The organism is Ramlibacter sp. G4-7 (assembly GCF_057784995.1).
The window spans coordinates 39,654-55,797 of record NZ_JBYNTT010000008.1 but is presented as its reverse complement, the minus strand read 5'-3'; the positions used below and the strand labels follow the sequence as shown (position 1 = coordinate 55,797).

General features: G+C 70.7%; 14 protein-coding genes. 8 read left to right on the top strand and 6 right to left on the bottom strand.

Annotation, left to right across the window (positions count from 1 at the left end; translation table 11 throughout):
- The first annotated feature begins 6 nt into the window (after positions 1–6).
- A complete protein-coding gene (locus AC3EGR_RS12580) occupies positions 7–1,326 on the top strand; it encodes a methyl-accepting chemotaxis protein (RefSeq protein WP_488546823.1) in 1,320 nt (439 codons plus the stop codon).
- Between the two features lie 33 nt (positions 1,327–1,359).
- On the opposite strand, the gene AC3EGR_RS12575 is transcribed toward AC3EGR_RS12580, so the two are convergent.
- The 5 genes from AC3EGR_RS12575 to AC3EGR_RS12555 form a co-directional block, all read right to left on the bottom strand.
- Positions 1,360–2,583, bottom strand: coding sequence for an MFS transporter (locus AC3EGR_RS12575; protein WP_488546822.1), 1,224 nt, complete (start codon positions 2,581–2,583; stop codon positions 1,360–1,362).
- 107 nt (positions 2,584–2,690) lie between these two features.
- Positions 2,691–3,308, bottom strand: coding sequence for a hypothetical protein (locus tag AC3EGR_RS12570; protein ID WP_488546821.1), 618 nt, complete (start codon positions 3,306–3,308; stop codon positions 2,691–2,693).
- Between the two features lie 102 nt (positions 3,309–3,410).
- Positions 3,411–4,430, bottom strand: a complete 1,020-nt coding sequence (gene cydB / locus AC3EGR_RS12565) for a cytochrome d ubiquinol oxidase subunit II (protein ID WP_488546820.1) — start codon at positions 4,428–4,430, stop codon at positions 3,411–3,413.
- The gene (locus AC3EGR_RS12560; protein WP_488546819.1) at positions 4,427–5,827 is read right to left on the bottom strand and encodes a cytochrome ubiquinol oxidase subunit I; all 1,401 of its coding nucleotides are present in this window, start codon (positions 5,825–5,827) and stop codon (positions 4,427–4,429) included. The genes cydB and AC3EGR_RS12560 overlap by 4 nt, the downstream gene beginning before the upstream one ends.
- 58 nt (positions 5,828–5,885) lie before the next feature.
- Positions 5,886–6,911, bottom strand: a complete 1,026-nt coding sequence (locus tag AC3EGR_RS12555) for an AraC family transcriptional regulator ligand-binding domain-containing protein (protein WP_488546818.1) — start codon at positions 6,909–6,911, stop codon at positions 5,886–5,888.
- Positions 6,912–6,991: 80 nt separating this feature from the next.
- Here AC3EGR_RS12555 and AC3EGR_RS12550 point away from each other — a divergent pair, with 80 nt between their 5' ends.
- The 6 genes from AC3EGR_RS12550 (at position 6,992) to AC3EGR_RS12525 (ending at position 14,023) form a co-directional block, all read left to right on the top strand.
- Positions 6,992–8,614, top strand: coding sequence for a carboxyl transferase domain-containing protein (locus AC3EGR_RS12550; RefSeq protein ID WP_488546817.1), 1,623 nt, complete (start codon positions 6,992–6,994; stop codon positions 8,612–8,614).
- Between the two features lie 2 nt (positions 8,615–8,616).
- Positions 8,617–9,753 (top strand): acyl-CoA dehydrogenase family protein, encoded by a 1,137-nt coding sequence (locus AC3EGR_RS12545; RefSeq protein WP_488546816.1) that lies wholly within the window; start codon positions 8,617–8,619, stop codon positions 9,751–9,753.
- A gap of 23 nt (positions 9,754–9,776) precedes the next feature.
- Complete coding sequence (locus AC3EGR_RS12540; RefSeq protein WP_488546815.1) at positions 9,777–10,472, top strand: hypothetical protein; 696 nt, start codon at positions 9,777–9,779, stop codon at positions 10,470–10,472.
- A 1-nt stretch (position 10,473) separates the two neighbouring features.
- On the top strand, positions 10,474–11,253 hold the full coding sequence (locus tag AC3EGR_RS12535; protein WP_488546814.1) for an enoyl-CoA hydratase/isomerase family protein: 780 nt from the start codon (positions 10,474–10,476) through the stop codon (positions 11,251–11,253).
- 1 nt (position 11,254) lies between these two features.
- Positions 11,255–11,893: a DUF4126 domain-containing protein gene (locus AC3EGR_RS12530; RefSeq protein WP_488546813.1), complete on the top strand. Its 639-nt coding sequence runs from the start codon at positions 11,255–11,257 to the stop codon at positions 11,891–11,893.
- 141 nt (positions 11,894–12,034) lie between these two features.
- Entirely contained in the window at positions 12,035–14,023 is a 1,989-nt protein-coding gene (locus tag AC3EGR_RS12525) for an acetyl/propionyl/methylcrotonyl-CoA carboxylase subunit alpha (protein WP_488546812.1), read from the top strand.
- 54 nt (positions 14,024–14,077) lie between these two features.
- Here the strand turns inward: AC3EGR_RS12525 and AC3EGR_RS12520 are convergent, their stop codons facing one another.
- Positions 14,078–15,154, bottom strand: coding sequence for an alpha/beta fold hydrolase (locus AC3EGR_RS12520; RefSeq protein ID WP_488546811.1), 1,077 nt, complete (start codon positions 15,152–15,154; stop codon positions 14,078–14,080).
- 68 nt (positions 15,155–15,222) lie between these two features.
- On the opposite strand from AC3EGR_RS12520, the gene AC3EGR_RS12515 reads away from it, so the two are divergent.
- Complete coding sequence (locus tag AC3EGR_RS12515) at positions 15,223–16,143, top strand: 2-hydroxyacid dehydrogenase (RefSeq protein WP_488546810.1); 921 nt, start codon at positions 15,223–15,225, stop codon at positions 16,141–16,143.
- Position 16,144 lies beyond the last annotated feature (1 nt).

The window sequence follows — 16,144 nt, the reverse complement described above, 5'->3', positions numbered from 1 at the left end:
GTCTTGATGTCCCGCCTCGGTATCGCCACCCGCCTGTGGCTGCTCGTCATCCTCCTGCTCGCCGCGACGGCGATCGTCGCCGGGCTTGGCGCCCTGCAGGTGCGCGGCGCGCATGCGCAGCACGCGCAGGACCTCGCGCGGATGCGCGCGCTGGTCGGCTCCTTGACGCAGGTGCAGGCCGCGCCGCCCGAGCTGCGCGCCGAGCTGCAAGCCGTGGCGCAGCGCGCCGGCGACGAGGAAGCGCGCCTGCTCGCCCGCAGCGCCGCCCAGGGACGCGAGGTCCTGCTGCTGCAGGCCGGCGTCTTCCTGCTGGCGCTGGCCGCGTCCGGGCTGTTCGCCGCGCTGCTGGTGGGCAGCGTGCGCCGGCCGCTGCGCGAGGTGATCGTCGCCGCCATGCGCATCGCCAACGGGGACCTCAGCACCCGCGTGCGCGTCTACGGCAAGAACGAGGCGGCGCGCCTGCTGCAGGCCACGGCCGCGATGACCGAGCAGCTGCGCAACCTCGTGCTCGAAGTGGCGCAACGCGCGCGCATCGTCGCGGACACCAGCGCCCAGGTCGCCCAGGGCCACATCGACCTGTCGCAGCGCACCGAGGAACAGGCCACGACGCTGGAGCAGACGGCGAGCCAGATGGAGGAGCTGACCTCCACGGTGGCGCAGAACGCGGACAACGCCCGCCGCGCCAGCCGGCTGGCGGGCGAGGCCGCGGCGCTGGCCACGCGCGGCGGCGAGGTGGTGGGCCAGGTGGTGCACACCATGGGCCGCATCTCCGGGTCGAGCGGGCGCATCGCGGAGATCACCGGGGTGATCGACGGCATCGCCTTCCAGACCAACATCCTGGCGCTGAATGCCGCCGTGGAAGCGGCGCGGGCCGGCGAGCAGGGCCGCGGCTTCGCGGTGGTCGCCGGCGAGGTGCGCACCCTGGCCGAGCGCTGCGCGCAGGCGGCGCGCGAGATCAAGGCGCTGATCGGCGCCTCCGGCGAGGACGTCCAGAGCGGCGCGCAGCTGGTGGACACGGCCGGCACGGCGATGCAGGACGTGGTCCAGGCGGTGCGCGAAGTCAGCGCCGTCGTGGCGGAGATCGCCGCGGCGAGCGAGGAGCAGAGTGCCGGCATCGGCCAGGTGAACACCGCCGTGGCGCAGATGGACAACGTCGTGCAGCAGAACGCGGCGCTGGTGGAAGAGGCGACCGCCGCCATGGACTCGATGCGCGAGCAGGCCCGCGCCCTGCTGGAAGCGGTCAGCCGCTTCCATCTCGGCGACGCGGCCGACCCGGCCACGCCGCCCGCGCAGCAGCCGGTGCGCGCCGGCTGGCAGGGCGCCTAGCGAAGCCGGTGCCGGGCGCGATCGCGGCAGCCCTCAGGCGGGCTTGCGGGCCAGCATGAACAGCAGCGAGCCCGTGCCCGCCACCAGCGCGAGCAGCGTGAAGCCGATGCGGTAGTGGCCGCTGGCGTCGGCGAAGATGCCGGCGATCAGCGGGCCGGCCACCTGGCCGAGCGAGACCAGCACCGCCGACAGGCCCAGGATCATGCCGATGGACTGCAGGCCGAAGTAATCGGCGCGCAGCGCCTGCATGAAGGGCCCGCGCAGGCCCCAGGCTGCGCCGTGCAGCAGCGCGAAGGCGCCCAGCATCAGCGGGTGGACCGCCCAGGTCAGCATCAGCAGGCCCGCCATGTGGGCGAGCATGCAGCCGGCGGCGACGTGGCGCTTGTTCCAGCGGTCGCCCATCGCGGCGCCCAGCAGCACGCCGCCGGCCTGCGACAGCGTCATGAGGGTGATCACGAACCCGGCCTGCGGCAGCGTGTAGTGCAGGCCTTCCTTGATGTGCGAGATGGCGTGGACGTTGACCGCCGTCACGACCAGCAGGGCGAAGGCATGGCCCACGCCGAGCAGCCAGAAGGCGCGCGTGCGCAAGGCCTCGGCGGCGGTGAAGCTGCGCTCGCGTGCCGGCATGGTGCCGCCCAGCGTGGGCTCGTCGGGCGCAGGCGCCGGCTCGCCGTCCATGGTCTCGCCGATTTCCGCCGGGTTGCGCCGCACGATGCGTGCCAGCGGCAGGCCCACGGCCAGGAAGATCATGCTGGACGCGAACGCCACGTGCTGCCAGCCGAATTTCTGCATCGCCCAGGCCACCAGCGGCGCCGCGACGCCGCCCAGCGCGAGGCCCAGGCTCATGAGCGACAGCGCCCGCGCGCGCCAGCGCCGGAACCAGTGCACCAGCGCGACCGAGAAGGGGAAGTAGCCGCAGAAGCTGGTGCCGACCACGATCAGCAGCACCGCGCCGTAGAAGCCGGGCAGCGTCTCGACGCGGCTGAAACAGAAGAAGCCCGTCGCCAGCACGACGAGCCCGCACTGCACCAGGCGGCGCGGCCCGAAGCGGTCAACCAGCCATCCCAGCAGCGGCCCGAGCAGCGCGCCTTCCACCACCTGCAGCGCCGCGCCGCCGGCCAGTGCCGTCTTGCTCCAGCCCTTCTGCTCCGACAGGATCGCGACGTAGGCCCCGAACGCCTGCACCAGCAAGGCGGAATGCAGGAAGTGGATGGCGGCGCCGGCGAAGGAGATGCGCCAGCCGTAGAAGAGTTTCAAGCGAAGGCCCGGTGTTGCGGGCGCAGTGTAGCGGCGGGAAGCTGCGCGCCCGCGGCGTCCGTTGCGGCAGCAAGACGCGCGCTGCGCGGCCGCGGGCCGTGCGCGGATCAGCGCGTGCGGCTGATCCCGTCGACCACCATCCGCGAGCCGGAGGCGACCAGCACCACCTCACCGCCAAGCTGCACGTAGCGGTGGCCCGGCGGCAGTTTCGGCAGGCTGGCCAGCAGGCCGCGCGGCACTTCCGCGACCGCGGCCCCGCGCGGCATCGGCTCGCCGATCTTCCAGCCCGCGCTGGCGGCGGGTGCGGGGTGCTCCGTGTAGTACTTGCGTACGGCGGCCCGGTGCCGGTCGCCGAAATAGGCGCCCGCACCCAGCGGCTTGCGCGCGAAGTGCGTGCCGACGCCGACTTCGCTCAGGCGCATGCCGGGATCGGCGCGGTCGTCCAGCGCCTGCTTGGGGACGTGCCGCGCGGCATTCGCATCCTGCGCCGGCGGCGATGACGTGGTCGGGCCTACGACCTTGCGCACCGCGGAGGGCCGGGGTGCAGGCTCGGGCGTTCTTGCGGCTTGGGTCGGCGTGCCCCGCGCCGGGACGATCTTGTCGAGCGGCCGGCCGACCACGGCGGGTGCGACCGGGTCCGGCATGGGCGACTCGGCCAGGACGACCGGTGCGGCCACGAGCAGCAGGACGCCGGGCAGGAGCGACAGGCGGGGCATCACGGGCATGGGTTTCCTCGAAAGCGGCTGGTGCCGCCGAACCGGACTTTGAGGTCAGCCATGGGGACGGGGCTGTGCGTCCGTGCCCGTTTTGCGGGTCGGACGGCACCGCTAGTGGTAGCCCTGGCCCGGCTCCAGCTTGCCGCGGAAGAGGTAGAACACCACGGCCGTGTAGCCCAGGATGAGGGGGATGAGGATGGCCGCACCGACGAGGTAGAAGATCTGCGTGGTCGGGTGCGAAGCCGCATCCCACACCGTCATCACCGGCGGCACCAGGTAAGGCACGTTCGAAACGACCAGCCCGGCGAAGGCCAGCAGGAAGATCATCGTCGCGCTCACGAAGGGCAGGACGGCGCCCTTCCTGCGGATGCCCCACCAGCACAGCCAGGCGAAGAGCAGGGTCGCCGCAGGCACCGGCGCCAGCAACAAGGTGTTCGGGAAGCCGAACCAGCGCTCGCGGATGCGCGGGAACTGCAGCGGCGTCCAGATGCTGACGACGGCGATGAACGCCAGCAGCGCCAGCAGCAAGGGCAGCGCCAGCCGGCGCGCGCGCTCCTCGACCGGGCCGGAGGTCTTGAGCAGCAGCCAGGTCGCGCCGAGCAAGGCATAGCCCACCGTGACCCCGGCGCCGCACATGACGGTGAAGGGCGAGAGCCACCACCAGGGCGTGCCCGCGAACTGCCCGTCGCGCACGGGGATCTCCTCCAGGATGCCGCCGAGGACGAGGCCTTGGGCGAAGGCGGCGAGCGTGGAGCCGGCGGCGAACGCGATGTCCCACTTGCGGTGGTGCGGCTTGGCGACCCAGCGGAACTCGAAGGCGACGCCGCGGAAGATCAGCGCCAGCAGCAGCACGATCACCGGCATGTACACCGCCGGCAGGATCACGCCGAAGGCCTTGGGGAAGGCGGCCCACAGGGTCACACCGCCCAGCACCAGCCAGGTCTCGTTGCCGTCCCAGAAGGGCGCGACCGAGTTCATCACGAGGTCGCGGTCGGCTTCCTGCGGATAGAACGGAAAGAGCATGCCGATGCCCAGGTCGAAGCCGTCGAGCACCACGTACATGACCACGGTGAAGCCCAGCGTCAGCGCCAGCAGCACCGGCAGCAGTTCGCCGACCTGCGACTGGTTCATGCCGGCACCGCCTCCTTGCGATCGGGCTGGCCGCCGGCCAGCGGCCGGTTGGGCAGCGTGTCGGGGCCGGGCAGGGCGGCGTGCGGGCCCCTGCCGATCATGCGGTGCACGTACCAGATGCCCACCGAGAACACGACGAAGTAGACGAGCACGAACAGCAGCAGCGAGACCAGCACCTGCGAGGCGGCCACCGGCGACATGGCGTCCGCCGTGCGCAGCACGCCGTAGGCGATCCAGGGCTGGCGGCCGATCTCGGTGACCATCCAGCCGGCCAGCAGCGCGACGAAGCCGACCGGCCAGGAACGCGCCAGCAGCTGCAGGAACCAGCGCGCGCCTTCGATGCGGCGGCGCCAGAGCAGCCAGCAACCGAGCCAGCCGGCCGCGATCATCAGGAGTCCCAGGCCCACCATCAGGCGGAAGCTGAAGAACACGGGCGCCACGGGCGGACGGTCCCGGCGCGGATACTCCTTCAGGCCCTTCACCCGGCCGTCGATGTCGTGCGTGAGGATCAGGCTGCCCAGGCGCGGGATCGCGATCTCGGCGTGGTTGCGTTCCTGCGCGCTGTCCGGCCAGGCGAACAGGACCAGGTCCATCGGCCCCTTGTCTTCCCAGTGCGCCTCGATGGCCGCGATCTTGGCCGGCTGGTGCTTCAGCGTGTTGAGCCCATGCAGGTCGCCCACCACCGCCTGCAGCGGCGCCAGGATCGCGAGCATGCCCAGGCCCATGCGCAGCATCGTCATCGCCTCCTCGCGGAAGCGCCCGCCCAGCAGGTAGCGCGCGCCGGTGGCCGCCACCACGAGCGAGGTCGTGAGGTAGGTGGCGATCATCATGTGCGCGAAGCGGTAGGGGAAGCTGGGGTTGAAGATCACCTCGAACCAGGACACGGGATAGGTCACGCCGTTCTCGATGGCGAAGCCCGCGGGCGTCTGCATCCAGCTGTTCGCCGCCAGGATCCAGAAGCCGGAGAGAGCCGTGCCCAGCGCGACGAGCACCGACGCCAGGGTGTGCAGCCAGGGCGGGAAGCGGTTCCAGCCGAACAACATGATCCCGAGGAAGCTCGCCTCCAGGAAGAAGGCGGTGAGCACCTCGTAGGCGAACAGCGGCGCCAGCGTGTTGCCCACGACCTGGCTGAAGCGGCCCCAGTTCGTCCCGAGCTGGTATTCGATGACGATGCCGGACACCACGCCCATGGCAAAGGACACCGCGAAGATCTTGGTCCAGAAGCGCGCCAGCGTGTGCAGGTGCCGGCGCCCGGTCCACAGCCAGCGGATCTCCAGCGTGGCGATGAAGGCGGACAGCCCGATGCTGAACGCCGGGAAGATGATGTGGAAGGAGATGGTGAACGCGAACTGGACGCGCGACAGCAGCGTGGCGTCGATGCCGAACACGGTCTCCATGCACGTCCCTTTCGCGGTGAAGGGCGATGCTAGCAACGGCCTGCGCGGCCTTGGGGCGCTATTCGGCGTTGCGCAGTGCTGCCGGCGACAGGCCGGTCCACAGCCGGAACGCGCGCGAGAAACTCTTCTCGTTGCGGAAGCCCACGGCGGCGGCCACCTGCTTGACCGGCTTGTCGGTGCGGTAGAGCAGGTCCTTCGCGCGCTCCAGCCGTACCTCGTCCTTCAGCTGCTGCAGGCTGGCGCCTTCTTCCTTCAGCTGGCGGTGCAGCGTGCGCGGCGACACGTGCAGCAGCGCCGCGAGCGCCTCGGCGCTGTGGCTGCGCTCGGGATGCGCGGCGAGCGCCTGCCGCACCTGCGGCACCAGCAGCCGGTCGCGGCGGTACTGGCGCACGGTGATGGACAGGGCCCGCGGCAGCATCTGCGCCAGCGCCTTCTCGTCGCGCCGCAGGGGCAGCGTGAGGTACTGCGCGTCGAAGCGGATCTGCGCCTGCGCCGCGTCGAAGGACAAGGGCGCCGGGAACATGTGCGCATAGGCGGCCGCGTGCGGCGGCGCCGGGTACGGGAAGGCGGCGGCAAGCAGCGGGATGCGCGAATCGATGTACCAGCAGGCCAGGCCGTGCACGTTGCGCAGCAGGAAGGCCAGGCTCAGTTCGCGCACCTCGGCGGGCAGGGAGGCGCGTTCCTCGACCGCGATCGTCGCGACATTGCCGCCGACCGTCAGTGCGAGCGCCACGTCGTCGGTGAGCAGGCCGTGGTGGCGGCACCAGCGCCGCAGCGCCACCTCCAGCGTGGGCGCGCTGAGCGAGGCGCGCGCCAGCATCCCGTAGCTGCCCCAGGGCAGGCGGCGGCCGAAGGCGCCCAGGCCTTCGTCGTCCAGTTCCTGCATGGCCGCGGCGGACAGCAGTTCCATCTGGCGGGCGGTCATGCGACCGTCGGGCTGCTGCAGGGCGGCTGGCGTGATCTGTGCCAGGCGCAAGGCCCCATCCGGGCGCCGGCCGCGGCCCCGGTAGGCCGCCACGATCGCTCGCGCGAAGGCCATCGGCGTGGCGGCGGCGGGGGGCGGGGCGGGCGCGCGGGAGGCCATGCGGCAAGTGTAGTGGGCTGGCAGGATTTGCAACCTGTGGGGCAAACCGCGCGCGGCGGGTCCGGCTTAAGCTCGCTCGCATGACGATCCTGGAGACCCAGCTCAATCCCCGCTCCGCGGACTTCCAGGCCAACGCCGCCGCCATGCAGGCGCTGGTGGAGGACCTGAACACCCAGGTCGCGCTGCATGCGGCGGGCGGTGGCGAGGCGGCCCGCAAGAAGCATTCGGACCGGGGCAAGCTGCCGCCGCGCGAGCGGGTGCAGATGCTGCTGGACCCGGGCACGCCTTTCCTGGAGATCGCGCCGCTGGCCGCGCACGGCATGTACCTGGAGAAGGGCGGCGTCATGGCCGCGCCCTGCGCCGGCATGATCGCGGGCATCGGCCGGGTGAGCGGCATCGACTGCATGGTGGTGTGCAACGACGCCACCGTGAAGGGCGGCACCTATTACCCCATGACGGTGAAGAAGCACCTGCGGGCGCAGGAGATCGCGGCCCAGAACCGCCTGCCCTGCATCTACCTCGTCGATTCGGGCGGCGCCAACCTGCCGAACCAGGACGAGGTCTTTCCCGACCGCGAGCACTTCGGCCGCATCTTCTACAACCAGGCCAACCTGTCCGCGCAGGGCATCGCGCAGATCGCCGTGGTGATGGGCTCGTGCACCGCGGGCGGCGCCTACGTGCCCGCGATGAGCGACGAGACCATCATCGTCAAGGAGCAGGGCACGATCTTCCTGGGCGGCCCGCCGCTGGTGAAGGCCGCCACTGGCGAGGTCGTGAGCGCCGAAGACCTGGGCGGCGGCGACGTGCACACGCGCCTGTCGGGCGTGGCGGACCACCTGGCCATGAACGATGCGCATGCGCTGGCGCTCGCGCGCAGCGCGGTGGCGACGCTCAACCGGACCAAGGAGCCGCCGGTGCAGCTGCGCAAGCCGCAGCCGCCGAAGTACGAAGCCAGCGAGCTGTACGGCATCATCCCGACCGACGCGCGCAAGCCCTTCGACGTGCGCGAGATCGTCGCCCGTCTGGTCGACGGCTCGGAGTTCCACGAGTTCAAGGCGCGCTTCGGCGCCACGCTGGTGTGCGGCTTCGCGCACCTGGAAGGCATGCCGGTCGGCATCATCGCCAACAACGGCATCCTGTTCTCCGAGTCGGCGCAGAAGGGCGCCCACTTCATCGAGCTGTGCTGCCAGCGCAAGGTGCCGCTGGTGTTCCTGCAGAACATCACCGGTTTCATGGTCGGCCGCAAGTACGAGGCGGAAGGCATCGCCCGCCACGGCGCGAAGCTGGTGACGGCGGTGGCCACGGCCAGCGTGCCCAAGTTCACGGTCATCATCGGCGGCAGTTACGGCGCCGGCAACTACGGCATGTGCGGCCGCGCCTATTCGCCGCGCTTCCTGTGGATGTGGCCCAGCGCGCGCATCTGCGTCATGGGCGCGGAGCAGGCGGCCAGCGTGCTGGCCACCGTCAAGCGCGACGGCATCGAGTCGCGCGGCGGCAGCTGGAGCGCCGAGGAGGAAGCGGCCTTCAAGCAACCCATCCTCGACCAGTTCGGCAGGCAGTCGCACCCTTACTACTCCAGCGCGCGCCTGTGGGACGACGGCGTGATCGACCCGGCCGACACGCGCCGCGTGCTGGCGCTGGGGCTCTCCGCTTCCATGAACGCGCCCATCGCCGAGCCGAAGTTCGGCGTGTTCCGGATGTGAGCATGCAGGCCTCCATCTACGACACCCCGGAACACGAGTTGCTGCGCGACCAGGTGGCGCGCTTCCTCGCACGCGAGGTCGAGCCGCAGGCGCAGGCCTGGGAAGAGCAGGGCTTCGTCCCGCGCGAGGTGTTGCGGCGCATGGGGGCGGCAGGGCTGCTCGGCCTGATGTGGGAGCCCGAGTACGGCGGCGGCGGGGCCGACGCGCTGAGCAACCTGGTGTTCGCCGAGGCCTTGTCGCAATCGACCTTCGCCGGCTTCATCATCACCGTGCTGGTCCACACCGACATGGCCGGCCCGCACCTGCACCACGCCGGCAACGCGGCGCAGAAGGACCGGTACCTGCGCCAGCTCACCGCGGGCGAGAAGGTCTGCGCGGTGGCGATCACCGAGCCGGGCGCGGGCTCCGACGTGTCCGGCATCCGCACGCGCGCGGTGAGGGATGGCGATGGCTGGGTGCTGGACGGCACCAAGATGTTCATCACCAACGGCGTGCACGCGGACCTGTACTTCGTCGCGGCGAAGACGGGGCCGGGCAAGCGCGAGGTGTCGATGTTCATCGTGGAGAAGGGCACGCCCGGCTTCAGCGTCGGCCGGGCGCTGAAGAAGACGGGCTGGCTGTCCTCAGACACCGCGGAGCTGGTGTTCGACAGGGTCCGGATCCCGGCGGCCAACCTCCTGGGCGAGGAAGGCAAGGGCTTCTACTCGGTCATGAAGAACTTCCAGACCGAGCGCATCGCCCTGGCGGCGATGGCCGTCGGCCACTGCCAGCGCGCGCTGCAACTCACGCTGGACCACGTGCGCCAGCGCCAGGCCTTCGGCGGGCCGCTGTGGGACCAGCAGGTGATCCGCCAGCGCATCTCGATGTGGGATGCCAAGACCCGCGCGGCGCGCCAGTTCCTCTACCACTGCGCCTGGCGCGTGGCGCAGGGCCAGGACGTCGTGCAGGAGGTCTCCATGCTCAAGGCGCTGACCGGCGAGCTGGCCAACGAGGTGGTGCAAGGCTGCCAGCAGTTCCATGGCGGCATGGGCTATGTGCGGGAAACCGCGGTGGAGCGGCTCTGGCGCGACGCCCGCGTGCTGGCCATCGGCGGCGGCGCGACGGAGGTGATGCTGGAAGAGGTCGCCAAGCGATACTGAGCCGACACCGACGAGGAGACTGCATGCGCTTGTGTTTTCGTGCCTTGATCCCCCTGCTGGTCCTGGGGGCCGCCGCGGCCTCGGCGACCGATGCGCCGACGGTGGCCCTGCCCGCGCCGGTCGCCGACCACCAGCTGAGCTGGGGCGCCCGCACCCTGGTGCTGCCACCGGGCGACTGGACGGCGATCGCACGCGGCGAGGGGGCCATCCGCTCGCGCGGCGGCAGCGGCAGCGAGCGCCGCTCCTCGCACTACACGGTCTACGCCATGGACACGCAGCAGGGCCGCATCCGCTCCGGCGTCGTCCTGCGCCTTCCCGTGGACAGCACGCCGGTGGGGTGGTGGACCGACGACATCTGCAAGGCCGGCGAGCCGCTGCTGCGCGACGATTTCGGCAACGACCTGAAGCGGCCGCAGTGCCTGACGGTGCGCAGGATGCGCTCGCACCTGACCAGCGACGCCGATCCCTTCTATGCGCAGGCCAGGGAGTGGGCGAGGGCGCGCAAGGTGGACACCAGGGGCGCCTTCTACGAGGTGTACTACGCACGCATGGCCACCAACGACTTCGGCATGGTTCGCGTGTTTGTCCCGGTGAGCGCCTTCGCCGGTGACGACGAGGCCATCGCCTGGGCCCGGCAGCTGCCGCCTGTGCTGCAGCCCTTCTTCGAAAAACGCGTGACGCAGGCGAGCCTGCCGCCGCTGCCGCGCAAGGAAAACTGAGATGAAACACCTGACCCTGAACTTCGAACGCGGCGTGGAGACCGTCACGCTGAACCGGCCGGAGGTGCGCAACGCCTTCAACGACGAGGTCATCGCGGAACTGGCGGCCGTGTTCGGGGAACTGGCCAAGCGGCCGGAAGTCCGCTGCGTCGTGCTGGCGGGCAACGGCAGCGCCTTCTGCGCCGGTGCCGACCTGAACTGGATGAAGCGCATGGCCGACTACAAGCGCGAGGAAAACCTCGAGGACGCCATGGGCCTGGCGCGCATGCTGGAGGTGCTGTACCACTGCCCCAAGCCCACCATCGCGCGGGTGCAGGGCGACACGTACGCCGGCGGCATGGGCCTGGTCGCGGCCTGCGACATGGCCGTGAGCGTGGACACGGCGCAGTTCTGCCTGAGCGAGGTGAAGCTGGGGCTGATCCCCGCGACCATCAGCCCTTACGTGATCCGCGCCATGGGCGCGCGCGCCGCGCACCGCTACTTCCTGACCGCCGAACGCTTCGGCGCCGAGGAGGCGCTGCGGATCGGGTTCGTGCACCAGGTGGTGAAGGCGGAGGAACTCGACGCCGCGGTGGCGAACCTCGCGCAGTCGCTGGTGAGCGCCGGCCCGGAAGCCGTCAAGGCCTGCAAGAAGCTGCTGCACGACGTGGCCGGCCACGAGATCACGGCCGGCCTGGTGCGCCGCACGGTGGAAGGCATCGCCGACATCCGGGCGAGCGACGAAGGCCGCGAAGGCGTGCAGTCTTTCCTGGGCAGACGCAAACCCAACTGGTTGCTCTGACATGGACGCGCTGGGCCACCTCGTCGACACGCCGCAGCTGCTGGCCCTCGCGGCGGCGCTGGGCTGGGCAAGCGGCTTCCGTCTTTACGCCGCCGTGTTCCTCACCGGCATCGCCGGCTGGATGGGGTGGGTGACCCTGCCGCAAGGGCTGCACATCCTGCAGCACCCGGCGGTGCTGGGCGCCAGCGGCTTCATGCTGTTCGTGGAGTTCTTCGCCGACAAGATCCCTTTCGTGGACTCGATCTGGGATGCGATCCACACGGTGATCCGCATCCCCGCCGGCGCCGCGCTCGCCGCGGGCGCGCTGGGTGCGGACAGCCAGGCCATGACCCTGATCGGCGCTTTGCTGGGGGGAGGACTGGCGGCGACCAGCCATGCCGCCAAGATGACCACGCGGGCGGCGGTGAACACCTCGCCCGAGCCCTTCTCCAACATGGCGGTGTCGCTGGCCGAGGACGGCTTCGTCGTGTTCATGATGTGGCTGTCGGCCGCGCACCCGGTGGCCTTCGCGATCCTGCTGATCGTCAGCATCGTGCTGGCCGTCATCCTGATGGTGGTGCTGGTCAAGTTCCTGCGCAAGGTGCTGCGCGGGCTGCGTGAATTCTTCAACGGGCGGCCCATGCCGCGGGAATTGGGCTGATGTTCAAGAAGATCCTGATTGCGAACCGCGGCGCGCGCGTCAGCGCGGGGGTGCGCTCATATGCGCACGCGCATGTGAGCACACACCATATCGCGTGGCACGCGCCAGCGTGCGCAGGCGATGAGCCGCGGGGGGCGCGGCATGTTTAAGAAGATCCTGATTGCGAACCGCGGCGAAATCGCCTGCCGGGTCGCTGCAACTGCCAGGCGCATGGCCATCCGCACCGTCGCCGTGTATTCCGAAGCGGACGCCGGCGCCAAGCACGTGCACGCCTGCGACGAAGCGGTGGCCATCGGCGGCAGCGCGCCCAAGGACAGCTACCTGCGCTGGGAGCGCATCATCGAGGCGGCGAAGGCCACCGGAGCGCAGGCGATCCATCCCGGCTACGGCTTCCTCAGCGAGAACGAAGCCTTTGCCGCGGCCTGCGCGCAGGCCGGCCTGGTCTTCATCGGCCCGCCCGCCGCCGCCATCCAGGCCATGGGGCTCAAGGCCGAGTCCAAGCAGCTGATGGAGAAGGCGGGCGTGCCGCTGGTGCCCGGCTACCACGGGGCCGACCAGGACCCGCAATTGCTGCAGCGCGAAGCCGACCGCATCGGCTACCCGGTGCTGATCAAGGCCAGCGCCGGCGGCGGCGGCAAGGGCATGCGCGCCGTCGAAAAGGCGGAGGACTTCCTGCCGGCACTCGCGTCCTGCCAGCGCGAAGCGCGCAACAGCTTCGGCGACGAGGCGGTGCTGGTGGAGAAGTACGTGACCCGCCCGCGCCACATCGAGATCCAGGTGTTCGGCGACACGCAGGGCAACTGCGTCTACCTGTTCGAGCGCGACTGCTCGGTGCAGCGCCGGCACCAGAAGGTGCTCGAGGAGGCGCCCGCGCCCGGCATGACGCCGGCCATGCGCCGCCGCATGGGCGAGGCGGCGGTGGCGGCCGCGCGCGCCGTGAACTACGTGGGCGCCGGCACGGTGGAGTTCATCGTGGAGCAGCGCGGCGGCGAGATGGACTTCTTCTTCATGGAGATGAACACGCGGCTGCAGGTGGAGCACCCGGTGACGGAAGCGATCACCGGGCTGGACCTGGTGGAGTGGCAGCTGCGCGTGGCGGCCGGCGAGCCGCTGCCCCTGCAGCAGGCGGACCTGCGCATCCAGGGCCATGCGATCGAGGCGCGGATCTGCGCCGAGAACCCGGACAACAACTTCCTGCCGGCGACCGGCACGCTGCACGTGTACCGCAAGCCGGCGGCCGCCGCCTTCCAGCGCGGCGCGACGCGCATCGACGACGGCGTGCGCGAAGGCGACGCGATCTCGCCCTTCTACGACTCCATGATCGCCAAGCTGATCGTGCACGGCGCCACCCGCGAGGAAGCCCTGGCCCGCCTGGACGCGGCGCTGGCAGCGACGCACATCGTCGGACTCGCGACCAACGTGCAGTTCCTGCGGCACGTGGTGAAGAGCCGTTCCTTCGCGCAGGCCGATCTCGACACCGCGCTGATCCAGCGCGAGGCGGCGGTCCTGTTCCATCAGCAGCCCGTCGGGCTGGAGCTCGCGGCCGCCGCCGCCGTGGCCAAGACGCTCATCGACGAACGCGCCGCCTCAGGGGACGACCCCTTCAGCCGGCGCGACGCCTGGCGCTCGCACGGCGTGGCCACGCGCCGCCTGGAGTTCGACTTCGCGGGCCAGCACACGAAGGCGGAACTCACCACGCTGCACGATGGCGGCCTGGTGCTCGCGATCAACGGTGCCGCCGCGCCGCTCGCGTTCCGGCCCGTGGACGAGGCGATCGCGTTGCGCTACGGCGAGCGCCATGCGCGGGCGGTGGTCTACACGCTGGGCGAGGCGGACCACGTCTTCACCGCCGACGGCGCGACGCAGATCGTGTCGATCGACCTGCTCGCGCATGCCGGCGACGCCGCCGGGGAAGGCGGACGGCTCACGGCGCCCATGCCGGGCAAGGTGGTGTCCTTCTCCGTCAAGGCCGGCGACCAGGTCACCAAGGGCCAGCCGCTCGCCGTGATGGAAGCCATGAAGATGGAGCACACCATCGCCGCCCCGGCCGACGGAACGGTGCAGGAACTGCTTTACGCGCCCGGGGACCAGGTGGCGGAAGGAGCGGAGCTGCTGAAGCTGGCGGCGTAGCCGAAGGGCATGGCGTGCCGGGTCGAGCCCGGCATGCCATGCATCCGGTTCTCCTCACATCCCCAGCCGCGGCGCCGACTTCAACACGGCATCCAGTTGTTCCTTGTAGAACCGCGCCTGCCCCGTCGTCCCATGCCCCAGGGTCTGCTCGCTGGCCGGAATGACGTAGGCGCGGCCGTTCTTCACGCGCCTGATCTCGCGCTCGAGGATGCCCAGCTCGATGGGATTGCGCTCGTCGTCGGCGGCATTGATGGCCAGCAGGCTGGCGCTGATCTTCTCCAGCCCGATCGAGGGGTTGTAGTCGGCCGAGGACTCCCACTGGTAGATGTGGTCGTTGGCGTCGCCGTTGAACGCGCCGGGCTTCAACCTGGCGTCCAGCGCCGCGTCGGCCTTCTGCCGGTCCGGGCCCGCCTTCATGTACGAGTGGTTGCCGCCGCTGGTGGCCGTGGCAAAGAACACCGAAGCGAGCTGCAGGCTGGGCGGCTGCGCCGTGTAGTTGCCGTTGTTCCAGGCCGGGTCCGCCTTGATCGACTGCACCAGCAGGCGGCGCAGCATCCAGTTGCGGCCCGACATGGGCGTCGGCAGCGAGGCCATGGGCACCGCCACGTCCATGAAGCCGGGGTAGCGCTGCGCCCAGATCCAGGTCTGCATGCCGCCCATGGAGTTGCCGGTCACCAGCCGCAGGTGCTTCACGCCGAGGTGCTCGCGCACCAGGCGGTACTGCGCCTCCACCATGTCCTCGTAGCTGTACTTCGGGAAGTTCGTGCGCAGCCCGTCGGACGGCTTGCTGGAGCGGCCGGTGCCGATCGCGTCGGGCAGGATGATGAAGTACTTGCCGGCATCCAGCGGCTGGCCGGCGGCGAACAGCTCGCCCGCATAGCCGGGCGTCAGCATGCTGGCCGCCGAGCCGGTCGTGCCGTGCAGCACCAGCACCGGTTCGCCGGTCGGCTCGCCCACCGTGCTGTACCCGAGCTTCAGCTCCGGCAGCACCTGCCCGTTCTGGAACCTGAAGTCCTTCACCACCCAGCTGCCTTGTCGGGGCGCTGGATAGTCGGCGGCGAAGGCCTGCGCGGCGGCGAGCAGCAGGCCGGTGAGCGCCAGCCAGGCGGCGCGCAAGGGAAGTCGGGTCACGGTTTGTCTCCTTTTTTGGAACGGCCGGCGCAGCTTGTCACCGGCCGGGCTCCCGCACAATAGGGACCATGCGCATCACCGTCTGCTGCTCGGACACGAAGACCGCTCCCTGGATCGAAGGGTTGCGCTCGGCGCTGCCCGGTGCGGAAGTCACGGAATGGCAGCCGGGCGCGCCGCAGGCCGACCACGCGGTGGTGTGGGCACCGCCGCAGGCTTTCCTGGACGAGCAGCGTGGACTGAAAGGCATCTTCAACATCGGCGCCGGCGTCGACGCCCTGATGAAGCTGCGCCTGCCGCCGGACGCGCTCGTGGTGCGCCTCGACGACGCGGGCATGTCGGTGCAGATGGCGGAGTTCGTGTGCCATGCGGTGATCCGGCATTTCCGCGAGCTGGATGGATACGAGCGCGATGCCGCCGCGGGCAAGTGGGGCTTCCGCAAGCCGCGCCTGCGCGCGGACTTCCCGGTCGGCGTGCTGGGGCTGGGCGTGCTTGGCCAGCGCGTGGCGCGCGCGCTGGCGAGTTTCGAGTTCCCGGTGCGCGGATGGAGCCGCACGCGCAAGGAGCTCGACGGCCTTACCTGCTTTGCCGGCAGCGGCGAACTGGACGCCTTTCTCGCGGGCACCCGCGTGCTGGTCAACCTGCTGCCGCTGACGCCGGACACGGAAAACCTCCTGGACCGCCGCACGCTGGGCCGGCTGCTTCCCGGCGGCTACGTGATCAACGTTGCGCGCGGCGCCCACCTGGTCGACGCCGACCTGATCGCATTGCTCGACAGCGGTCATCTCGCCGGCGCGGCGCTGGACGTGTTCCGCACGGAGCCGTTGCCGCCCGGGCATCCGTTCTGGAAGCACCCGAAGATCGTCGTGACGCCGCACACGTCGGCCCGCACGCTGCGCGAGGAAAGCATCGCCCAGATCGCCCGCAAGATCCGCGCGCTGGCAACGGGAGAACCCATCGCCGGCGTGGTTGACCGGCAGAGAGGATACTAAA

Excerpts from the sequence above, each read along its gene's own strand:
- AC3EGR_RS12550 (WP_488546817.1), top strand. The coding sequence starts at position 6,992 with ATGACGATCCTGGAGACCCAGCTCAATCCCCGCTCCGCGGACTTCCAG.
- AC3EGR_RS12545 (WP_488546816.1), top strand. The coding sequence starts at position 8,617 with ATGCAGGCCTCCATCTACGACACCCCGGAACACGAGTTGCTGCGCGAC.
- AC3EGR_RS12535 (WP_488546814.1), top strand. The coding sequence starts at position 10,474 with ATGAAACACCTGACCCTGAACTTCGAACGCGGCGTGGAGACCGTCACG.
- AC3EGR_RS12570 (WP_488546821.1), bottom strand. The coding sequence starts at position 3,308 with ATGCCCGTGATGCCCCGCCTGTCGCTCCTGCCCGGCGTCCTGCTGCTC.
- AC3EGR_RS12530 (WP_488546813.1), top strand. The coding sequence starts at position 11,255 with ATGGACGCGCTGGGCCACCTCGTCGACACGCCGCAGCTGCTGGCCCTC.
- AC3EGR_RS12555 (WP_488546818.1), bottom strand. The coding sequence starts at position 6,911 with ATGGCCTCCCGCGCGCCCGCCCCGCCCCCCGCCGCCGCCACGCCGATG.
- AC3EGR_RS12580 (WP_488546823.1), top strand. The coding sequence starts at position 7 with ATGTCCCGCCTCGGTATCGCCACCCGCCTGTGGCTGCTCGTCATCCTC.
- AC3EGR_RS12560 (WP_488546819.1), bottom strand. The coding sequence starts at position 5,827 with ATGGAGACCGTGTTCGGCATCGACGCCACGCTGCTGTCGCGCGTCCAG.
- AC3EGR_RS12525 (WP_488546812.1), top strand. The coding sequence starts at position 12,035 with ATGTTTAAGAAGATCCTGATTGCGAACCGCGGCGAAATCGCCTGCCGG.
- AC3EGR_RS12540 (WP_488546815.1), top strand. The coding sequence starts at position 9,777 with ATGCGCTTGTGTTTTCGTGCCTTGATCCCCCTGCTGGTCCTGGGGGCC.
- cydB (WP_488546820.1), bottom strand. The coding sequence starts at position 4,430 with ATGAACCAGTCGCAGGTCGGCGAACTGCTGCCGGTGCTGCTGGCGCTG.
- AC3EGR_RS12515 (WP_488546810.1), top strand. The coding sequence starts at position 15,223 with ATGCGCATCACCGTCTGCTGCTCGGACACGAAGACCGCTCCCTGGATC.